Genomic DNA, 19,596 nt, shown 5'->3' with positions numbered 1-19,596 from the left:
ACGCCGACATCACGAGGTCGTCAGACTCGGTAGGCTGGTGCTCATGGCAAAGCGTGCTCCTGAACCCGAAAAGCGTCCTGGGTTCTTCTCCCAGATCAAGTCCCTCTTCCGGTTCACACGTGAGGCCTACTCCTGGCTGCCGTGGGCACAGGCTGCGATCCTCATCGGCGGCGTCCTGCTCGGGCTCGTCGCGGGTTATCTGATCCCTCCCTTCCAGGTATGGACGCTCGTCCTGTGGGGCATCACGGGTCTGATGCTCGGCATCCTCGGCGCCCTGTTCCTGATGACGCGGCTCTCGACCTCTGCCATGTACAGCAAGATCGACGGCATGCCCGGTGCGACCGGCCACGTGCTGAGCACCAGCCTTGGTCGCAGTTGGCAGGCCTCGGAGACTCCCGTCGGCATCAACCCGAAGACGCAGGAAGCGGTCTACCGCACCATCGGCCGCGGCGGCATCGTCATCGTCGGCGAAGGCGCACGCGGGCGACTGACCCGTCTCGTGAACGAGGAGCGCAGCAAGGCCCAGCGCGTCGCGCACGGCGTCCCGGTCACCGTTCTGTACGTCGGACACGGTGACGACGAAGTCGCGATCGCCGACCTCTCGAAGACGATCAAGAAGCTCCCCAAGGCGATCGACAAGGCGACGATGGCCGCGGTCATCCGTCGCGTCGACTCGGTGTCGCAGTCGCTTTCCTCGCTGCCGATCCCGAAGGGCATCGACCCGACGAAGGTGCGCTCTCAGCGTCCGCGCTGATCGCACGCACCGCACGGCTCAAGAGCGCGGCCGTCCTCCTTCGAGGACGGCCGCGCTCTCTCGTTCACTCGGAGAGCGGCTGCCGAGGCAGACGACGGACTTTCGCCCGACGACGCCGACGTTCCGGGACCATCGATCGCATCTCGTCGAGCTTGCCGAAGCAGAACAGCCGGTCGTCGGCTTCGAGCACGACGTGCTTGCGGGGATTCGGGATCACGCTGACGCCGCGGTGCAGCGTGAGGACCGTGATGTCCCGCTCCCACAGTCCCGCCTCGCCCAGCGTCTTCCCGACCAGGTCGACCGCACCGTGCACCATGAGCTCGGCGACACCGTAGCCCGTCGAGACCGTGAGACGCTGGCGCACGTCGATCTCCGGAAAAGCGACCTGCCCCGCGATGTAGTCGATGATGGCACCAGCGACATCGAGCTTCGTCGCGGTCTCGATGCCCTGGAGTCCGGGCGAGGAGTTGACCTCCATGACCAGCGGACCGTCTTCGCCCTCGAGCATGTCGACACCCGCGACCCGCAGGCCCATGATCTGCGCAGAGCGCACCGCCGCGCGCTCGTAGACGGGATCGAGTTCGACCGCCTCGACGGACCCTCCTCGGTGCACGTTCGATCGGAACTCGTCACCGGCAGCGGAACGTCGCATCGCGGCGACGACGCGGTCGCCGACGACCAGCGCTCTGATGTCGCGTCCGCGGCTCTCCGCGATGAACTTCTGGATCAGCACGTTCTGCTTGGTCGAGTGCAGGGTCTCGATGATCGCCTCGGCGACCTTCACCTGCGGAGCGAGGATCACCCCGATTCCCTGGGTGCCCTCGAGCAGCTTGATGACGACCGGGGCTCCGCCGACCCGTTCGATCGCCGGTCGCACATCCGCGCGGTTGCGCACGAAGGCCGTCGGTGGCATCGCGATGTTGTGGCGCGAGAGGATCTGATTCGCGCGGAGCTTGTCACGGGCGCTCGAGATGCCGTTGGCGGTGTTCGGCGTGTAGACGTCCATCTGCTCGAACTGACGCACGACGGCCGTGCCGAAGTAGGTGATCGAGTTCCCGATGCGAGGGAGGATCGCGTCGTAGTCGCTGAGCTGTCGTCCTCGGTAGTGCAGGTCCGGTTCATCGGCCGTGAGGTCGATGGCGAAGCGCAGCGTGTTGAGCACCTTGACGTTGTGCCCTCGCTGGAGCGCGGCTGCACGCAGACGCTGGGTGGAGTACGCCTGCGGCGCGCGGGAGAGCACTGCGATCTTCACGGGGGATTTTTCCTGCCAGGATGTATCAGGTGAGTAGGACTACCCCCCATTCAAACACCCTTACGGGGTGGCGAGAATGGGTGAGCCTGCCCGATCTCGGGGTGGATTGGCTGAAGGCCAAGATCGACACGGGTGCGCGCACCTCATCGCTGCACGCTTTCGACATCGTGGAGTTCGAGCAGGACGACGAGCCCTGGGTCCGTTTCAAGGTCAAACCCTGGCAGGACAGCCAGGAAGACGCGGTCGTGGTCGAGTGCCCGATCCACGACCGTCGTGCCGTGCGGAGCTCGTCAGGGCATGCCCAGGAGCGGCTCGTGGTCGAGCTTCTGATCCGGCTCGTGGATCGCGAAGTGCTCGCGGAGGTCACGCTGAGCAACCGTGACGAGATGGGCTTCCGGATGCTCATCGGGCGTGAAGCCCTGCGCCGCGGCTACATCGTCGACCCCGCCCGTTCCTTCCTCGGCGGACGAGCACCGCGCGAGGCGCGTCGGCGCAACCGCGGCCGCGACTGACTCCGTCGGGCGGAGCCGTCAGGTGCGGATGAGAACCGTGCCGACCGCCTTGTCGTGCAGACCGCGCTGGTCGGCGTCCCAGATCACGGCGGGTACGACGACCACGAGCAGGAGCGTGCGGACGATCGGGCGCCACAGCCCGACCCAGCTCCCGTCGAGACGGGCGAGACGCATGCCGAGGATGCGGTGCCCCGGGCTGCCGCCTGCGGTCGGGATGAAGACGATCTGCAGCACGGCGAACACCAGCATCGGGGCGAACTGGGTCAGACCCGCTTCCGTCGGCAGGGCGAACTGATTGAACCCGAGGAATCCGGTGGCGATGATCGTCGCCGCCGTGTAATCGATCAGAAGGGCGCCGATCCGGCGGCCGGGACGGGCGATGCTCCCCGAACCGGATTCGGGGAGTCCGAGTCGTTCACCGGGGTACGCGTTCACTGCATCCGTCACTCCCCCAGCCTACCGAGCGTGAAATGAGGTGCTGACGCCCTCACGCTCGTAACACGCCCGAAACAAAGCGGATACCGTAGAGAAATCCCCCGTCCGTACTCTGCAGAGTGGCCGTGAAGCCATCGATCCGCATTACAGGAGTCGTACATGTTCAAAGATTCGTCCGAGGTACTGACCTACATCAAGGAGAACGACGTCAAGTTCCTTGACATCCGTTTCACCGACCTCCCGGGTGTACAGCAGCACTTCAACATTCCTGCATCGACGGTCGACGAGGCTTTCTTCACCGACGGTCAGCTGTTCGACGGCTCCTCGATCCGCGGCTTCGCGAGCATCCATGAGTCCGACATGCAGCTCATCCCCGACGTCACGACGGCGTACGTCGACCCGTTCCGCGAGGCGAGCACGCTCGTCATGCTCTTCGACATCTACAACCCGCGCACCGGCGAGATCTACTCCAAGGACCCGCGTCAGGTCGCCAAGAAGGCCGAGAAGTACCTGGCCTCGACCGGCATCGCCGACACCGCGTTCTTCGCCCCCGAGGCCGAGTTCTACATCTTCGACGACGTCCGCTACAACGTCACCTCGAACTCCAGCTTCTACAGCGTCGACTCCGAAGAGGGCGCCTGGAACACCGGTCGCGAGGAGGAGGGCGGCAACCTCGGGAACAAGACCCCCTACAAGGGCGGGTACTTCCCGGTCAGCCCGGTCGACAAGACGGCCGACCTCCGTGACGACATCACCCTGAAGCTGATCGACGCCGGTTTCATCCTCGAGCGCTCGCACCACGAGGTCGGCACGGGCGGCCAGCAGGAGATCAACTACCGCTTCGACACCATGGTGCACGCGGCTGACGACATCCTGAAGTTCAAGTACATCGTCAAGAACACGGCCGAGGAGTGGGGCAAGGTCGCGACCTTCATGCCCAAGCCCCTCTACGGTGACAACGGCTCGGGAATGCACACGCACCAGTCGCTGTGGAACGACGGCAAGCCGCTGTTCTACGACGAGGCCGGCTACGGCCAGCTCAGCGACATCGCGCGCTGGTACATCGGCGGCATCCTGGCGCACGCGCCCGCCCTGCTCGCCTTCACCAACCCGACGCTGAACAGCTACCACCGTCTGGTCAAGGGCTTCGAGGCTCCCGTCAACCTGGTCTACTCGGCCGGCAACCGCTCCGCCGCGATCCGTATCCCGATCACGGGCTCGAACCCGAAGGCGAAGCGCATCGAGTTCCGCGCACCGGATGCTTCGGGCAACCCCTACCTCGCCTTCGCCGCGCAGCTCATGGCAGGCCTCGACGGAATCAAGAACCGCATCGAGCCGCACGAGCCGGTCGACAAGGACCTCTACGAGCTTCCCCCCGAGGAGGCCAAGGACATCCCGCAGGTCCCGAACTCGCTGCTCGACTCGCTGGACGCCCTGGCTGCCGACCACCAGTTCCTCCTCGAGGGCGGCGTGTTCACCAAGGAGCTCATCGAGACCTGGATCTCCTACAAGTACGAGAACGAGATCCTGCCGATGGCGCAGCGTCCGCACCCGTTCGAGTACGAGCTGTACTTCGGGGTCTGATCGCCCTTTCGAAGCGACGACGAACGCCCGCCAGGGTCCTCCTGGCGGGCGTTCGTCGTGATCCCGGACGACATCACGCGGTGCGGACGATCGCCGGGGGCTCGTAGGTCCCGTTCAGCACCGCCTCCCCCGGGATGTACATGCGGATGATCGGCCGGAACTCTCCGGACGGCGTCGGCAGCCAGTTGGCCCGCGCCAGGGAGTCCTCGGGTGCGGAATGGCTCATGGTGATGGTCAGCGAGCCGTCGTCTCCATAGACGATTCCCGGCGTCCGGTCCCCGAGGGAATATCGGTCGATCGGGTTGTCCACCAGGAAGAACTCCGGCAACGAGTACATCGTCACGGACCAGAACGCGCCGACCGGGGGCGGCGGCGCGAGGTGGAGGGTGTAGTTCCTCTCCCCGGTGAGCTGCTCCCCGCGATCGTCGACGTACGTCATGATGTACGCCGCCTCGTAGCCGTGATTGCCCCAGAGCCCCGCCTTGGCCGATCCTGCTCGCAGAGCCAGGCGCTGAAGCCCCTCGGGTGCTTTCCACTGAGGGTCGTCCAGTGCACCGATCTGGAAGAAGTCGAGGTTGTAGTCGAACACATGCAGAGTCATCTGCCAGCCGTTGATCACGGGAGCGGATCCGGACTGAAGGATCGCATCGAGCGCAGCGCTTCCCTCCGCGAACGCATCCTCGAGACGGGCCACGGCGGTCTCGCCGAGTCCGCCGACCGGAGCCTCGCCGGTGATCCCGAGTTCGACGAACGTGGCCTCGAGCGCACGGTCTCGCGCCGCGCCGGGGAAGGCCCGCGACCACACGCGGAACTGCTCCCAGAAGTCCAGAGCCTCGGATCCCTGCGGCGCGGCGTCGGGAAGCCCCTGTCCGGCAACTCCGGTCAGCGACATCGCGTCCTGCAGCGCATGAACGGCCGGAAGATCAGCATCGCCGTCGACGGCCCAGCGACCGACGAGCGAGACGACATCTGTCGGCGCATCGATCTCGATGACGTCGGGGACGGCCTGCGTCTCGGACCGAGTCGACGGTCCCCGCAGGACCACGTCCTTCGCCCCTCCGCCTGTCGCACGGGTGCCCACGTACGCGAAGTTGTTCGTCCACGCATCGACGAACTGCATCACGTGATACCGATCCCCCGCGTCCGGCAGATGCAGCCGTACGGGACCAGCGCTCAGATCGATCTGCGCGAAGGAGTACACCGTGTCGTTGTTGATCGAGACGAAGTCGTCGTCTGCGCTCGCGAGCGTGCGGGCGTGGGCGATGGCGTTGAGAGGGGTCGCCGCCATGGTGCCGATGCCGTTCTGCACCGAACGTCGAACCTGTCCGAGATTGAACACCAGCGGGAAGGCATACAGGTAGGCGGTGACGGCGAGGGCGTCGCGGTGGGGAGCGTGTTCGGTCATGGCTCATCTTCTCGTCGAACGAGGGGGCGCGCCAGTGCCCGTTCCCGGCTTGACCCGGTGGACTCGCGAGTGATCAACTGGTGAGTCTGAGCATCGACCGGGGGAACCATGCGCCGTAGAAGAGTCATCGTGAACACCGACGCACACACGCCGGTCGCCGCCGCACCGTCTCAGCCCTCGAACGCGGTCGTCGCATATGCGAGGACCAACCCGTTCATGTTCGGCCTGCTGGGCGCCCTCGGGGTGCTGGTCGCCCTGGCCATCGGCGGAGTGATCGGCCAGCTCGCGACCGTCTTCGTCTACATCGGAGTGGCGGTCTTCCTGGCCCTCGGCCTCGACCCGATCGTCTCGTTCATCGAGAAGAAGCTCCCGCGCGCCGCCGCCGTAGCCATCGTCGTCGCTGCTGTGCTCCTCGCGTTCGCCGGCATCATCCTCGCCATCGTCCCGCTCCTCGTGGAACAGGTCGGCAACCTGATCAAGGACGGGCCGAAGATGGTCGAGGACTTCATGGCCAGCGCCTGGTACAAGGACGTCAGCAGCCAGTTCGGCACCATCGACGACGCCGTTCAGGGCGTCCTCGGGTTCTTCAAGGATCCCAACAACTTCTTCGACATCGGCGGCGGCGTCTTCGCGGTCGGCGCCGGTATCGCCGGCGGCTTCACCGGTGTCACCATCGTCCTGATCCTGACGCTGTACTTCATGGCATCGCTGCGCAGCATGAAGCACCTCGCGGCACGCTTCGTCCCGGCCTACCAGCGGGACACCTTCAGCGGCCTCCTCGAGGACGTCTCCGGGGCCGTGGGCCGCTATGTGATGGGCCAGGCCAGCCTTGCGCTGATCAACGGCATCCTGAGCCTGATCTTCCTCACCATCATCGGCGCGCCCGTTCCAGCGCTGCTCGCACTCATCGCCTTCATCGGGTCGATGATCCCGTTGGTGGGAACGCTGACGGCGTCGATCATCAACTCTCTGATCTGCCTCTTCGTCTCCCCCGTGACGGCGCTCATCGCGATCATCTACTACCTGATCTACATGCAGATCGAGGCCTACATCCTCTCGCCGCGGATCATGAGCAAGGCCGTCGCGGTGCCGGGAGCGCTCGTCGTCATCGCCGCCGTTGCCGGCGGTGCACTCGGCGGTATCCTGGGAGCCCTCGTGGCGATCCCCGTCGCCGCGAGCATCATCATCATCGTGCAGAAGGTGACGTTCCCGGCCCAGGACAGGAAGATCGTTCCGCCGGCATCGGCGCGCTGATCACGGCTCCTGCCGGGGGCACCCTCAGCGGACGAGGAGAGCGCCGGCCTCGACGCGAACGTCGAACGCCGAGACCTCGCCCATCTCCTCGCCGTCGATCTCGAACACGAGAGGTGTCTTGAGCTCGACGGAGATGGTCTCCACCGGGAGGTGGCGTGCCGAGTCGGTGCTGACGGCCTCATCCGTCGCGCCGAACAGGCGACGGATGCCGTTGTCCCACACGAATGATCGCAGCGTATCGAGCCACTGCAGCGCGCCGTCGGCGCTGATCATCAGCACGTCGAGCTTGCCGTCGTCCAGCACGGCGTCCGGCAGCAGTCTGATGCCGCCCTGCACCATCCCGCAGTTGCCGATCAACATGGTGTGGCCCCGCACCGCGACGGCCTTCTCCCCGTCGATCGTGAGGGTGATGTCGGTCATCTCGGTACCGGCGAGAGCGCGTCCCATGGCCTCGACATAGGCGAGCCAGCCCGCCTTGGACTTGAGGTCGTCGTCGGTCTCCACCAGCATCTGGGCGTCGACCCCGAATCCGACCATCACGGCGAACGCGTGCTCGGTTCCGTCGTACGACACCCAGCCGAGGTCGATGCGACGGGGCTCGGCGTCGCGCACCCGCTCCAGTGCGGCCTTCACGTTGTTCAGCGGTACCTCGAGGTTCCGCGCGAGGAGGTTGCCGGTCCCCTGCGGGACGATCCCGAGCGCCGTCTCGGAACCCGCCAACGACTCGGCGACCGCGCGTACCGTGCCGTCTCCCCCGACGGCGACCACGATGTCGCGGCCGTCTTCACGCGCCTCGCGAGCCATGCCGCGACCCGGGTCCTCGGGGGTCGTCTCCCACCAGCGGATGTCGTACCCGTCGTCGAACACTTCGCTCACCGCGGCTTGCAGGACCTCCTGCTCGACCTTCGAAGGGTTCCAGACGATGCCGATTCGCGCGTTGGTCATATCGTCAGCTTGGGACACGATACGCGATACCGCAAACCGACGCTCTCGACTCACCCGTAGAAGAGCTGCTCGAAGGTCTTCCTGGCGCGCCGGGTCACCCCGAGGTAGTCTTCCTCGAGTTCTGTGGCGGAGCGATCGGGATAGCCGAGCAGACGACCGATCGCATCGAGCTGACGGCGATCGGCGGGAAGCACGTCGCTGGTCTGCCCGGTCAGCAGAGTGATCGCTGACCTGAGACGACTGGACAGCAGCCACGCCGCGCGAAGACGCGCGGCGTCCTCCTCTGCGACCAGATCGGCCGCGACGGCGGCTTCGAGCGCACCGAGCGTCGAGGTCGTGCGCAGCCCGGGAACACCGTGCGCATGCTGCAGCTGGAGGAGTTGGACCAGCCACTCCACATCGCTCAGCGAGCCGGGGCCGAGCTTCAGGTGGCGACGGGGATCAGCACCCTGCGGCAGCCGTTCCCCCTCGACCCGCGCTTTGATGCGCTTGATCTCGCGGGTGCCCTGGAGGTCGATGGACTCCGGGTAGCGGATCGTGTCGGCAAGCGCCGTGAACCGGGCGATCAGCTTCGCGCTGCCCGCCACACCGCGCGCCCGGAGCAGCGCCTGGGCCTCCCACGACAGCGACCAGCGGCGGTAGTACTCCGCGTACGCCTCGATGGAGCGGACGATCGGACCGTTCCGCCCCTCCGGCCTCAGATCGGCATCGAGGTCGAGCGGCAGCCGGTGATCGGTCAGGTGCTCGCGGAGGCCGGCCACGATCTGCGTCGCGAGCTTCTGAGCGCGCTGGGGATCGACACCGTTCGCGTCGTAGACGTACAGGATGTCGGCGTCGGATCCGAACCCCAGCTCGGCACCGCCGAAGCGCCCCATCGCGATGACGGCGAAGTCGAGCGCCTCGTCATCGACCGGGACGACTTCGCGCATCACCGCGCGGAGAGCGGCCTGGATCGTCGCCTCGGTGATCTCCGTGAGTGCGGTGGCGACCTCTTCGATCGTGAGGACATCGAGCACCGCGCCCATGGCCGTGCGCAGGAGCTCTCTCCTCCGCAGCGCCCTGACGGCCCGCAGCGCATCGCCGATCGTCTCATGGCGCGTCTGGATCGCCCTGGCCTCCTCATCGAGGGCCGCGGCCCCGCGCGGGCGCAGCCGCCCAGCATTGTCCAACCAGGCCACGGACTCCGGGATCCACTCCAGGAGCTCGCCGATGTACCGGGAGGATGACAGCAGGCGGGTGAGGCTCTCCGCCGCCCCCGACGAATCGCGCAGCATCCTGAGGAACCACGGGGTGTCCCCGAGACGCTCGCTGATGCGGCGGAAGGCGAGGAGCGCGTAGTCAGGATCGCTGCCGTCGGCGAACCACCGCACCATGATGGGCATCAGGTGTCGCTGGATGGTCGCCTTGCGGCTGAGCCCGCTCGTGAGGGCGCCGATATGGCGGAGTGCGCCCGCCGGATCCCGGAAGCCGATGGCTGCCAGGCGGTCGTGCGCCTGAGCGGCGGAGAGGGTCCGCTCCTCTTCCGGCAGACCGGCGACAGCGCTCAGCAGTGGACGGTAGAACAGGCGCGTATGGATCTCGCGCACCTCACGCCGAACGCTCTGCCAGCGGGCCCACACACCGTCACCGCTCTCCGCGAGGCGTGTGCCCCTCGCCAGGATCCGCAGGCCTGCCGGAGTCCGAGGCATCAGATGCGTGCGGCTGAGCTCTCTCAGCTGGAGGCGATGCTCCATGAGCCGGAGCAGGCGGTAGTCCTCGGCGAACGCCGCCGCATCGACCCGCCCGATGTAACCGCCCTCGACGAGCGCATCGAGGCTCTCGAGAGTCCCGCGCGTGCGCAGCGACTCGTCGGTGAGTCCGTGGACGAGCTGCAGCAGCTGCACGGTGAACTCGATGTCGCGAAGCCCACCCGCCCCGAGCTTCAGCTGATACGGAGCGTCGTCCGGGTCGATGTGCTCCATCACGCGCTCCCGCATGCGCTGCACGCTCTCGACGAAGTCCTGCCGCGCGGCACTGGACCAGATCTTCGGCTGCACCGCGGCGATGTACTCCGCCCCGAGTTCCGCATCTCCGGCGAGGGGACGCGCCTTGAGCAGAGCCTGGAACTCCCAGCTCTTGGCCCAGCGGTCGTAGTACGCGAGATGGGATGCGAGCGAGCGGACCAGAGCACCTTGCTTGCCCTCTGGACGCAGCGCGGCATCGACCTCCCAGAGCGGCGGTTCCACCTCGATCGCGTCGAGGTTCCGCATGGTCTCGCGCGCGAGCCTGGTCGCGATATCGATGGCACGCGCCTCCGTGACGACCTCTTCGTCGCTGCTGCCGCCCACGAAGATCACGTCGACGTCGCTGACGTAGTTCAACTCCCGAGCACCGGCTTTTCCCATTCCGATGATGGCGAGACGGGTCGCCGCCACCTCATCCCGCCCCATCGACTCCTGCACCCGGGTCCGCGCCACCGCGAGCGACGCCTCCAGGGCAGCACCCGCGAGGTCGGCCAGCGCTGCCGACACGGGGCCTACTGCCGTCTCCGGTGCCGTGCGCGAGAGGTCGAACGCGGCGATGGCAGCGAGATTTCGTCGGTAGGCGACTCTGAGCGCGACGACCGCGTCGTCCCCACCCGACTGCGCGAACCCGTCGCACGCACCGACTGAGGCCAGCAGCCGCTCCTGGAGCTCCTCGGCCGATGGCAGAGCATCGCGGGGTGCTTCCAGGACGCTCAGCTGGTCCGGGTGACGGAGGAAGAACTCGGCGAGTCCCTCCGAGGCGCCGAAGACCCGCCAGACACCGCGGCGGGTCTCCTCGTCGACGAGGAGCCCGCGCAATGACGACTCATCCCGACGCGCCACGCGGAGCAGCCCGCGGACGGCGGCATCGGGATCCGCGGCATCGGCAGCCTCGAGCAGCACCGTCCGCGGCTGATCGAGAATCTCCGCCAGCTCAGCGAGGCCTGCCGCGGCCTCGCTCAGCTCGGAGAAGCCGAGCCTGGCGAGGGCGGAGAGGGAGACCGAATCGTCAGGACGCGCCATCGGGCGAGTCAGAGCAGCTCGAGGTTGCTCTTCAGCTCGAACGGGGTGACCTGACCGCGGTAGGCCTCCCATTCCTTGCGCTTGTTGAGCAGCACGTAGTTGAAGACCTGTTCGCCCAGAGTCTCCGCGACGAGCTCGGACGCCTCCATGTACTCCAGGGCGTGGTCGAGACTCGCCGGCAGCGCCTCGTAACCGAGAGCTCGCCGCTCGGCGTCGCTCAGCGACCACACGTTGTTCTCGGCCTCCGGCGGCAGATCGTATCCCTCCTCGATGCCCTTGAGCCCGGCTGCGAGCAGGAGCGCGTAGGCGAGGTAGGGGTTCGACGCGGAATCGATGCCGCGGTACTCCACGCGGGACGACTGGCTCTTGTTCGGCTTGTACATCGGCACGCGGACGAGTGCGGAACGGTTCGCGTGACCCCAGGTGACGAAGCTCGGTGCCTCGTCGCCGCCCCAGAGCCGCTTGTACGAGTTGACGAACTGGTTGGTGACCGCGGAGATCTCGTTCGCGTGACGCAGGAGGCCCGCGATGAAGTGCCGGCCCGTCTTCGACAGCTGATACTTCGCGCCCTCTTCGTAGAAGGCGTTCTGGTCGCCCTCGAACAGTGACATGTGCGTGTGCATCCCGCTTCCGGGCTGGTCGCTGAGCGGCTTCGGCATGAACGTCGCATAGACGCCCTGCTCGATCGCCACCTCCTTGATCACCGTCCGGAAGGTCATGATGTTGTCGGCCGTGGTGAGGGCGTCCGCGTAGCGGAGGTCGATCTCGTTCTGACCGGGCCCGCCCTCGTGGTGACTGAACTCGACCGAGATGCCGAGGTCTTCCAGCATCCGGACCGAACGGCGACGGAAATCGTGCGCGGTGCCGCCGGGCACGTTGTCGAAGTAGCCCGCCGAGTCGACGGGCACGGGCCCCTCCGGCCCGAACGACGAGGACTTGAGCAGGTAGAACTCGATCTCGGGGTGCGTGTAGAACGTGAACCCGGCGTCAGCGGCCTTCGCGAGCGTGCGCTTGAGCACGTGACGGGGATCGGCGACGGCGGGCTGGCCGTCGGGAGTCGTCAGGTCGCAGAACATGCGCGCGGTCGGGTCGATCTCGCCGCGCCAGGGCAGCGTCTGGAACGTCGTCGGATCGGGCTGGGCGAGCAGGTCGGACTCGTAGGTGCGTGTCAGCCCCTCGATCGCCGAACCGTCGAACCCGATTCCCTCCGCGAAAGCACCCTCGACCTCGGCCGGCGCGATGGCCACCGATTTGAGAGTGCCGATCACGTCGGTGAACCACAGTCGCACGAACTTGACGCCGCGCTCCTCGATGGTCCGGAGGACGAAGTCCCTCTGCTTGTCCATGGCTACTCTGCGCCCTGGCCCTTTGCGTCGCCCGTGTTCTGGGAGCCCTTGACGTCCCAGCCCTGCTCGACGGCCTCTTCCTCGGCCCAGGCGCGCGAACGCTCCTTGACGACCTCGGGAGCACGACGGGCCTCGGCCTCGGTGTCGAACGGACCGATGCGGTCGATGGAGGGCGAGATCATCCCGAACTCGATCTCGCCGGTCGTGGAGTTGTACCAGTACTTGTGGTCGCCGTCAGACATGTCTGCCCCTTCTTCACGTGATGTCATCGATCCTACTGGCGTGCACCGCGGTCGCTAAGCTATCGCCCATGGCAAAAGCGATCGGCGTCGACATCGGCGGCACGGGTATCAAAGCAGGAATCGTCGACCTCGAGCACGGAATCATGGCGTCCGACCGGGTACGGGTACCGACCCCCGAGGGCGCATCGCCCCAGGACGTGCTCAATGCCGTGCAGACCGTGCTGAAGACCCTCGACGTGCACGACTCGACCCTGCCGCTCGGCGTCGCATTCCCGGCGATCGTCAAGCGCGGCAAGACCCTCTCCGCCGCCAATGTCTCCAAGGAGTGGATCGACTTCGACGCCGAGCGGTTCTTCCGGGACGGTCTCGGTCGCAACATCGTGTTCGTGAACGACGCCGACGCCGCCGGTGTCGCCGAAGCCCGCCACGGAGCGGCCAGGGACGTGCGCGGTTTCACGCTCCTCACGACGCTCGGCACCGGCATCGGATCGGCCTTCCTCTACGACGGCGTGCTCCTTCCGAACACCGAGCTCGGTCACCTCAACTTCGGCGAATACGAGTCGGTCGAGACCTACGCTGCGACGTCGGCACGGGAGCGCGAGAACCTCTCGTGGGCCGAGTGGGCCGAGCGTCTGCAGGCGTTCTACTCGCACATCGAGTTCCTGTTCAGCCCCGACCTGTTTGTCGTCGGCGGCGGCGTGTCGAAGAACGCCGGAGACTTCCTCCCGCTGCTCGACCTGAAGACCCCGATCGTCCCGGCGATCCACCGCAACAACTCCGGCATCATCGGCGCGGCGTCGCTCGCCGGGGACTGACCTTCGACAGGCTCAGCCACCCGGATCCGCACGAAGGCCCCGACGACTCTCCAGTCATCGGGGCCTTCGTGCGTGTGAGGCGAATGGGCCGACCTGTACGCCGGGTTCTGTTCCGGGGTTCTTCGCCCCTTCGACGGCCATCTCTCTCGGCGACACGTTGCCGTGGCACTCTAGCGGTCTACCCGAGGACTCGGCGAGCCGCGTCAACATCCTCTGTCTGACCTTGCTCCGGACGAGGTTTACCTGGCGGGCCATGTCACCATGACCCCCGGTGGTCTCTTACACCACCCTTTCACCCTTACCCCTTGCGGGGCGGTCTGCTCTCTGTGGCACTTTCTCGCGGATTGCTCCGGGTGGGCGTTACCCACCGTCCTGCCCTGAGGAGCCCGGACGTTCCTCGGTACGGTTGCCCGTAACGCGGCCGTCCAGTCGACCCATTCGCCTTTCCAGTCTACGTTCTCCTGGGCACACGACCGGCGGCTACTTCTCCGCGGACTCCGCGATGCGCAGGTCGAGGGGCACGTCGATGGGAAACGAGCCGAAGAGCCTCGTCGTGGCCGTGGCCGCGGCCTCGCGCACCGCCTCGGCAGCCTCCTCCGCGTGTTCCAGGGGAACGTGGAGGATCACCTCGTCGTGCAGGAAGAACGCCAGGTGCGCAGAGCGCGCGAACGGACCGGACGCCGCCGCCTCGGCGAACACCTCAGGGATCTGCTGCAGGCGATGCCGGATCTCCGCGAGCCAGATCAACGACCACTCGGCAGCAGTGCCCTGCACCACGAAGTTCCTGGTGAACCGGCCCCAATCGCGTCCACGCCGCCGTGCGAGCGCGACGACCGCGGGGTCGGCATCCGCACCGGTCGCGTCCGCCTGCAGCCGCATCCACTCCGTCGACGGACGAGGCGATGACCGCCCGAGCCAGGTCGAGACGATTCCCCCGTCCTCCCCCGTGCGCGCCGCGGCATCCACGAGCGCCATCGCCTTCGGGTACACCTTGCGCAGCCGCGGGACCAGCCGGCCGCTGTCTCCGGTCGTGGCGCCGTACATCGCTCCGAGAACCGCGTACTTCGCCTCCTCGCGGGTGGAGACGGCTCCGGACGCCACGACGCCTGCATAGAGGTCGCTCCCCCGCGCCGCGCGGGCCATCGCTTCGTCGGAGGCCATCGCGGCGAGCATCCGCGGCTCGAGCTGCGCGACGTCTGCCACGACCAGGGTCCACCCCGGGTCGGCGCGGACAGCGGGGCGCAGGCTCCGCGGAAGCTGAAGAGCCCCTCCACCGGCCGACGCCCAGCGACCGGTTACGACACCGCCCGGGATGTAGACCGGACGGAACCGACCCTCATGCACCCACTCCGCCAACCATGCCCATCCGTTGGCGCTGAGCAAGCGGGAGAGCTTCTTGTAGGCGAGGAGGGGCTCCACGACCGGATGCTCGTGCTGGGCGAGCTCCCATCGACTCGTCGACTCCACCTGGACCCCGACGCGATGCAGCGCCCTGAGCAGCTTCTGCTGGCTGTCGAGGTGGAGCGAGGGATCGCCGAGGAGCGCGCGCACCCGATCGCCCAGCTCGACCATGCGACTCGGTGCTCCCCCGGCGGCAGGACGGGTGCCGAGGGTGTCGGTCAGGATGGCATCGTGCACGCCTTCATCCCAGGGCAACCCCGCGACCCGCATCTCCTCTGCGATGAGTCCGCCTGCCGACTCCGCAGCGCACAGGAGGGTGAGGCGTCCGTCCTGTGCAGCGGCCATCACCCTCCGCTGTGCGCGGTACTGATCGAGTGCGGTCGTGATCGCATCGTCACCGCTCACGTCGTCGAACACGTCGAACAGCGAGGGCACCGCTGCCGTCGGCTCTCGCCGCTCCCACTCCGGCGAGGCCGGGAGCGGGCTCCGCACCGACGACGTGTCGCGCAGGATGGCGTGGCACAGCACCAGATCGTGACTGCGGGTGATCCGAACGCCGTGCTCGAGCAGGAACGCGTAGGTCTCGGCGGCGCTGCGCATGACCCACCGCGGGGCATCGGAGTCCTCGACGGAGCGCACCCATTCCGGGAGCTCAGCAACACGCAAGGACGTGCGATCCAGCTCCTCGTCGTTCCGATCGAGCTCGATCGCGACGTACTCCTGCGCTCCGACGGAGACGAGTGCGATGCGGCGTTCGACCCCCGCCGCCGGCGCCGTCATCGCCGACGCGCGCAGGCGCGACTCATGCGAGCCCGGACTCCTCGGTGCGCACCAGGATGCACCCACATTCGGGGCAGGACACCACGAGGTCATCCGCCGCTCGCCTGATGTCGTTCAGATCCGTGCTGGGGAGCAGGATGCGGCACCCCTCGCAGGTACCGCGGGTCAACAGGGCGGCACCTGCGCTGTTCTTCGCGCGGCGGTCGTACTCCGCCAGCAAGGCAGGCGACACGGTCTCCGCGACGGCCGCACGATCGCGGGCGAGCTGTGCGCCGAGGTCGGTGGCTGCTGCGACGTCCGCCTTCGCCTGCGCGGTGAGCGCCGACCCCTCGGCGGTCGTCGTGTCGAGGAGCGCCTGCTGCGCGGCGACGGCGGCCTCTGCCTCTTCGAGACGGCCCATCACGTCGAGCTCGGCATCTTCGAGGTCACTCTGTCGGCGGGCGAGGCTGCCGAGCTCGTGCTCGAGTGCCTGCGCGTCCTTCGGATTCGTCGATGCGGCCAGGCGTTCGGCGTCGCGGTTCCGGCGTGCCTCGACGACGGCGACATCCGACTCCAGCCGCTTCAGCTCGGTGCGCACGTCGTCTCTGGTACCCGCGAGTGCTGTCAGCTCGCGGAGCTGGTCCTGACGGATCGCCACGAGCTCGGTGATCCGCTCCGCCTGGCTCGGCTTGGTCTTGGCACGCTCGGCCTGCGCGATGCGCCGGTCGAGGTCGGCGATGTCGAGCAGGGTGCGCTGGTTCTCGGGGCTGGCGTTCACGCTCTCAAATCTAGCCGCTGTCGCGACATCCGCCCATCAGTGCACGTCGCCGTCGACGTAGTACCAGTGCCGGTCCTCGCGCACGAAGCGGCTGCGCTCATGGAGCGAGCCTCTCGTGGCGCGCTGCTGCCAGAACGCCTCGAACTCCACGATGCCCTCGCGGTCGAACGGGCCCCCGGCCTCGCGATCGATCACGAGCAGCCGCCGCCACCGCAGATCCGGTTCGAACTCGATCGTCCCCGGTCTCGTCGTCGGATGCCACGTGCGCAGGAGATGCGCCTCGTCTCGCAGAGAGAACGCGGTGTAGCGCGAACGCATCAGGCGTTCGGCCGTCGGCGCCGTGGCTCCGTCGAGGAGCGGACGGCAGCAACGGCCGTACACGTCGCCGGATGAGCAGGGGCACCGCTCGAGCTCGTCGATCATGACGTCATCCGACGCCATCTCCGCCTCCGATGTCATCCCCTCAGCGTACGCTCGGGGAAAAGGCCAGAAGGAGCACCGTGACCACTCAGCCCGTCGTCCCCTCGTTCACCGCTCACAACGGGTTCGCCCTCCCCGCGATCGGCCTGGGCACGTACGCCCTGAACGGCGATGCCGGGGCCGAATCGGTCAGCGCCGGCATCGGTGCCGGCTACCAGCTCGTCGACACCGCGTTCAACTACGAGAACGAGGGCTCGGTGGGCCGTGGGGTCGCAGCTTCCGGGGTGGCACGTTCGGACGTGATCGTCACCACGAAGCTCCCCGGACGGCACCACCCCTCGGCGAAGGCGCGCACCAGCATCGAGGAGAGCCGCTCCCGCCTCGGACTCGACGTGACCGACCTGCACCTCATCCACTGGCCCAACCCCGACCAGGACGAGTACGTCCAGGCGTGGGCCGCGCTCGTCGACGCGCAGGCCAGAGGCGTCGTCCGCCAGATCGGCGTCTCCAACTTCCTCCCGGAGCACCTGGAGCGCATCGAGCGGGAGACCGGGGTCAGGCCCGTGGTCAACCAGATCGAAGTGCATCCGTACTTCCCGCAGGACGAGCAGCTGGCCTACCACCGCGAACGCGGCATCCTCACCGAAGCGTGGAGCCCGTTGGGGCGTGCGAAGGAGCTCTTCGACGAACCCGTGGTCAACGAGATCGCATCGTCCCGGGGTATCACCACCGCGCAGACGGTGCTCGCATGGCACGTGGCCCGTGGCACGGTCTCCATCCCGAAGGCCTCGTCACTCGAGCACCAGGTGACGAACCTCGCCGCCGCGGAGATCGTGTTGGACGACGCGGAGGTGGCCGCGATCACCGCGCTCGGTCGCCCGGACGGGCGCCTGTTCGACGCCGATCCCCGGACCCACGAAGAGTCCTGACGACCGCTGGTCAGACGTTCTGCGTGCCGAGGACCCGCAGGAACTCAAGCTTGCTCGCGGATTCGCTCCCCGGCGCTGCCGTGAGCACGATGAGCGCCTGCGACTCGTCCTCGGTGAACAGCGCCTGACAGTCGACCTCGATCTCACCCAGCTCGGGATGCACCATCACCTTGTGCTGCTCGAATCGTCGACTCACCTCGTGCGCGTCCCACAACTCCACGAACTCCGAGCTGCGCACCGTCAGCTCCGCGACGATGTCACCCGCCCGAGATCGAGCACCCATCACCCCGTATGCGGCACGCAGCGAGCCCACGAGCGCACGGGCCTGTCGCGGATGGTCGGTTTCCCGGTAGCGCAGCCGTTCGGTATCGGGGTAGGCGAACCAGCGGTAGATGCCGCTCCGGTCGAGTCCGGTGAGAGTGGTCGCGTCGCCGATCAGCGGACGGGATGCGTCGTTCTGCACGAGCACTTCGTCGAGCACCGAGACGACGAACGCGGGGGTGTCGTGCAGCCGGTCGAGCACGCGGAGGATGCCCGGGCGCACGTACTCCGCGAGCCGGGCACGATCGGGGGCGCTGTGTCCGCAGAGCCGGAAGAGATAATCCCGCTCGTCTTCGGTCAGCCGCAGGGCCCGGGCCAGGGCGGTGAGGATCTGGACACTCGGCTGAGGCCCTCGTCGTTGTTCCAGTCGCGTGTAGTAGTCCGTCGACATCGTCGCCAGCTGCGCGACCTCTTCTCGGCGCAGACCCGCGGTGCGACGCCGCGGTCCTGCCGCGAGTCCGACGTCGGCCGGGCTCAGCGCCCCGCGTCGACGGAGGAGGAATTCGGCCAGTGCATCGCGGTCCACCCCAGAAGTATCCCCCGCTGCCGGCTCGCGTTCCAGGGATCGCCCGTCCCTGGATGACCGCTCTCTGGAGCGGCTGCCATAGGAGGACGACGGTGGGGATATGAACATCAGCGGAAACACCATCTTCATCCCCGGCGCCACGAGCGGCATCGGTCTCGCTCTCGCGTTGCGGCTGCGGGAACGGGGGAACACCGTGATCGTCGGAGGGCGCCGCGAGGACCGTCTCGCGACGATCGCCGGCGAGCACCCCGACATCCACACCGTGCGGGTCGACACGACGGATGCGAGCAGCATCGAAGCAGCGGCGGCCGAGGTGCTCGCCGCGCACCCCGGTCTCAATGTGCTCATCACGATGGCGGGCGTCATGCGGGCCGAGGACTGGAGCACGCCCTCGGGATTCCTCTCCGCCGCGGAGGAGACGGTCGTCACCAACATCCTCGGCCCCATCCGACTCATCGCCGCTTTCGTCGAGCACCTCCGCGCCCAGGCCGACGCGACGATCATGACCGTCTCGTCCGGACTCGCGTTCGCCCCGCTCCGGGTGACACCCACCTACAACGCCAGCAAGGCCGCGATCCATATGCTCAGCGAGTCCCTGCGCCTGCAGTTCGAGGGGAGCAGCGTGTCGGTGCTCGAGCTCGAGCCTCCCGCTGTGCGCACGGCGCTCATGCCGGGCCACGAGGACAACGCGTCGGCGATGCCGCTCGACGAGTTCATCGACGAGGTCATGGCCTTGATCGAGGCCCAGCCCGACGCCGCCGAGATCCAGGTCGAGCGGGTGAAGTTCCTCCGCTACGGCGAGGCCCGAGGTGATTACGATCAGGTCGTCGCCACGCTGAACCGCACGGACCCGCACGGCCGGTGATGCGCAGCGGGGTGTCGGCTTCGCACC

General features: G+C 67.5%; 18 protein-coding genes and 1 other RNA gene. 7 read left to right on the top strand and 12 right to left on the bottom strand.

The window, feature by feature from the left end:
* The first annotated feature begins 43 nt into the window (after positions 1-43).
* On the top strand, positions 44-754 hold the full coding sequence (locus FFS56_RS05160; RefSeq protein ID WP_046749091.1) for a DUF4191 domain-containing protein: 711 nt from the start codon (positions 44-46) through the stop codon (positions 752-754).
* A gap of 64 nt (positions 755-818) precedes the next feature.
* Here the strand turns inward: FFS56_RS05160 and FFS56_RS05155 are convergent, their stop codons facing one another.
* On the bottom strand, positions 819-2,006 hold the full coding sequence (locus FFS56_RS05155; protein WP_045264814.1) for a RimK family alpha-L-glutamate ligase: 1,188 nt from the start codon (positions 2,004-2,006) through the stop codon (positions 819-821).
* Positions 2,007-2,026: 20 nt separating this feature from the next.
* On the opposite strand from FFS56_RS05155, the gene FFS56_RS05150 reads away from it, so the two are divergent.
* Complete coding sequence (locus tag FFS56_RS05150) at positions 2,027-2,518, top strand: ATP-dependent zinc protease (RefSeq protein ID WP_171010949.1); 492 nt, start codon at positions 2,027-2,029, stop codon at positions 2,516-2,518.
* 18 nt (positions 2,519-2,536) lie between these two features.
* Here FFS56_RS05150 and FFS56_RS05145 read toward each other — a convergent pair whose 3' ends face one another.
* Positions 2,537-2,965 carry an RDD family protein gene (locus tag FFS56_RS05145; RefSeq protein WP_046749103.1) on the bottom strand — a complete coding sequence of 143 codons (429 nt, stop codon included), beginning with the start codon at positions 2,963-2,965 and terminating at the stop codon, positions 2,537-2,539.
* Positions 2,966-3,112: 147 nt separating this feature from the next.
* Between FFS56_RS05145 and glnA (FFS56_RS05140) the strand changes: the two genes are divergently transcribed.
* The gene (glnA, locus tag FFS56_RS05140; protein WP_046749104.1) at positions 3,113-4,537 is read left to right on the top strand and encodes a type I glutamate--ammonia ligase; all 1,425 of its coding nucleotides are present in this window, start codon (positions 3,113-3,115) and stop codon (positions 4,535-4,537) included.
* Between the two features lie 73 nt (positions 4,538-4,610).
* On the opposite strand, the gene FFS56_RS05135 is transcribed toward glnA (FFS56_RS05140), so the two are convergent.
* Positions 4,611-5,942 (bottom strand): DUF1254 domain-containing protein, encoded by a 1,332-nt coding sequence (locus FFS56_RS05135; RefSeq protein ID WP_058631774.1) that lies wholly within the window; start codon positions 5,940-5,942, stop codon positions 4,611-4,613.
* 129 nt (positions 5,943-6,071) lie between these two features.
* On the opposite strand from FFS56_RS05135, the gene FFS56_RS05130 reads away from it, so the two are divergent.
* Positions 6,072-7,196 (top strand): AI-2E family transporter, encoded by a 1,125-nt coding sequence (locus FFS56_RS05130; protein ID WP_230977899.1) that lies wholly within the window; start codon positions 6,072-6,074, stop codon positions 7,194-7,196.
* A 24-nt stretch (positions 7,197-7,220) separates the two neighbouring features.
* On the opposite strand, the gene FFS56_RS05125 is transcribed toward FFS56_RS05130, so the two are convergent.
* Genes FFS56_RS05125 through FFS56_RS05110 form a run of 4 tightly spaced genes read right to left on the bottom strand, consistent with a single transcriptional unit; the run spans position 7,221 to position 12,755 of the window.
* Positions 7,221-8,141, bottom strand: coding sequence for a diacylglycerol kinase family protein (locus FFS56_RS05125; protein ID WP_046749107.1), 921 nt, complete (start codon positions 8,139-8,141; stop codon positions 7,221-7,223).
* Between the two features lie 50 nt (positions 8,142-8,191).
* Positions 8,192-11,167, bottom strand: coding sequence for a bifunctional [glutamine synthetase] adenylyltransferase/[glutamine synthetase]-adenylyl-L-tyrosine phosphorylase (locus tag FFS56_RS05120; RefSeq protein ID WP_137771839.1), 2,976 nt, complete (start codon positions 11,165-11,167; stop codon positions 8,192-8,194).
* Positions 11,168-11,175: 8 nt separating this feature from the next.
* Entirely contained in the window at positions 11,176-12,513 is a 1,338-nt protein-coding gene (glnA, locus tag FFS56_RS05115) for a type I glutamate--ammonia ligase (RefSeq protein ID WP_046749109.1), read from the bottom strand.
* Positions 12,514-12,515: 2 nt separating this feature from the next.
* Entirely contained in the window at positions 12,516-12,755 is a 240-nt protein-coding gene (locus FFS56_RS05110; RefSeq protein ID WP_046749110.1) for a hypothetical protein, read from the bottom strand.
* 68 nt (positions 12,756-12,823) lie between these two features.
* Here FFS56_RS05110 and ppgK point away from each other — a divergent pair, with 68 nt between their 5' ends.
* Positions 12,824-13,570, top strand: a complete 747-nt coding sequence (ppgK, locus tag FFS56_RS05105; protein ID WP_046749111.1) for a polyphosphate--glucose phosphotransferase — start codon at positions 12,824-12,826, stop codon at positions 13,568-13,570.
* An 80-nt stretch (positions 13,571-13,650) separates the two neighbouring features.
* On the opposite strand, the gene rnpB is transcribed toward ppgK, so the two are convergent.
* From rnpB to FFS56_RS05085, 4 genes are all read right to left on the bottom strand, one after another.
* An RNA gene (gene rnpB, locus FFS56_RS05100) (RNase P RNA component class A) lies at positions 13,651-14,007 on the bottom strand.
* A 43-nt stretch (positions 14,008-14,050) separates the two neighbouring features.
* Positions 14,051-15,751: a bifunctional 3'-5' exonuclease/DNA polymerase gene (locus FFS56_RS05095; RefSeq protein ID WP_046749112.1), complete on the bottom strand. Its 1,701-nt coding sequence runs from the start codon at positions 15,749-15,751 to the stop codon at positions 14,051-14,053.
* Positions 15,752-15,773: 22 nt separating this feature from the next.
* On the bottom strand, positions 15,774-16,508 hold the full coding sequence (locus FFS56_RS05090; protein ID WP_046749113.1) for a C4-type zinc ribbon domain-containing protein: 735 nt from the start codon (positions 16,506-16,508) through the stop codon (positions 15,774-15,776).
* A gap of 36 nt (positions 16,509-16,544) precedes the next feature.
* Positions 16,545-16,967: a YchJ family metal-binding protein gene (locus FFS56_RS05085; RefSeq protein ID WP_082108714.1), complete on the bottom strand. Its 423-nt coding sequence runs from the start codon at positions 16,965-16,967 to the stop codon at positions 16,545-16,547.
* Between the two features lie 41 nt (positions 16,968-17,008).
* Here FFS56_RS05085 and FFS56_RS05080 point away from each other — a divergent pair, with 41 nt between their 5' ends.
* Positions 17,009-17,857: an aldo/keto reductase gene (locus FFS56_RS05080; protein WP_233437412.1), complete on the top strand. Its 849-nt coding sequence runs from the start codon at positions 17,009-17,011 to the stop codon at positions 17,855-17,857.
* A gap of 10 nt (positions 17,858-17,867) precedes the next feature.
* Here FFS56_RS05080 and FFS56_RS05075 read toward each other — a convergent pair whose 3' ends face one another.
* A complete protein-coding gene (locus FFS56_RS05075) occupies positions 17,868-18,704 on the bottom strand; it encodes a helix-turn-helix transcriptional regulator (RefSeq protein WP_046749115.1) in 837 nt (278 codons plus the stop codon).
* Positions 18,705-18,804: 100 nt separating this feature from the next.
* On the opposite strand from FFS56_RS05075, the gene FFS56_RS05070 reads away from it, so the two are divergent.
* Entirely contained in the window at positions 18,805-19,569 is a 765-nt protein-coding gene (locus tag FFS56_RS05070; RefSeq protein ID WP_046749116.1) for an SDR family NAD(P)-dependent oxidoreductase, read from the top strand.
* The last annotated feature ends 27 nt before the right edge of the window (positions 19,570-19,596 follow it).

Source organism: Microbacterium sp. Beta, assembly GCF_005502545.1.
GTDB classification, from domain to species: domain Bacteria; phylum Actinomycetota; class Actinomycetes; order Actinomycetales; family Microbacteriaceae; genus Microbacterium; species Microbacterium oxydans.
Note: the sequence above shows the minus strand (reverse complement) of the source record. Positions and strands in the feature narration are given on the sequence as shown.

Coding starts and splice junctions, on each gene's coding strand:
- FFS56_RS05160 (WP_046749091.1), top strand. CDS start 44: ATGGCAAAGCGTGCTCCTGAACCCGAAAAGCGTCCTGGGTTCTTCTCC.
- FFS56_RS05150 (WP_171010949.1), top strand. CDS start 2,027: ATGTATCAGGTGAGTAGGACTACCCCCCATTCAAACACCCTTACGGGG.
- glnA (WP_046749104.1), top strand. CDS start 3,113: ATGTTCAAAGATTCGTCCGAGGTACTGACCTACATCAAGGAGAACGAC.
- FFS56_RS05135 (WP_058631774.1), bottom strand. CDS start 5,942: ATGACCGAACACGCTCCCCACCGCGACGCCCTCGCCGTCACCGCCTAC.
- FFS56_RS05125 (WP_046749107.1), bottom strand. CDS start 8,141: ATGACCAACGCGCGAATCGGCATCGTCTGGAACCCTTCGAAGGTCGAG.
- FFS56_RS05120 (WP_137771839.1), bottom strand. CDS start 11,167: ATGGCGCGTCCTGACGATTCGGTCTCCCTCTCCGCCCTCGCCAGGCTC.
- glnA (WP_046749109.1), bottom strand. CDS start 12,513: ATGGACAAGCAGAGGGACTTCGTCCTCCGGACCATCGAGGAGCGCGGC.
- FFS56_RS05110 (WP_046749110.1), bottom strand. CDS start 12,755: ATGTCTGACGGCGACCACAAGTACTGGTACAACTCCACGACCGGCGAG.
- ppgK (WP_046749111.1), top strand. CDS start 12,824: ATGGCAAAAGCGATCGGCGTCGACATCGGCGGCACGGGTATCAAAGCA.
- FFS56_RS05095 (WP_046749112.1), bottom strand. CDS start 15,751: ATGACGGCGCCGGCGGCGGGGGTCGAACGCCGCATCGCACTCGTCTCC.
- FFS56_RS05085 (WP_082108714.1), bottom strand. CDS start 16,967: ATGACATCGGAGGCGGAGATGGCGTCGGATGACGTCATGATCGACGAG.
- FFS56_RS05070 (WP_046749116.1), top strand. CDS start 18,805: ATGAACATCAGCGGAAACACCATCTTCATCCCCGGCGCCACGAGCGGC.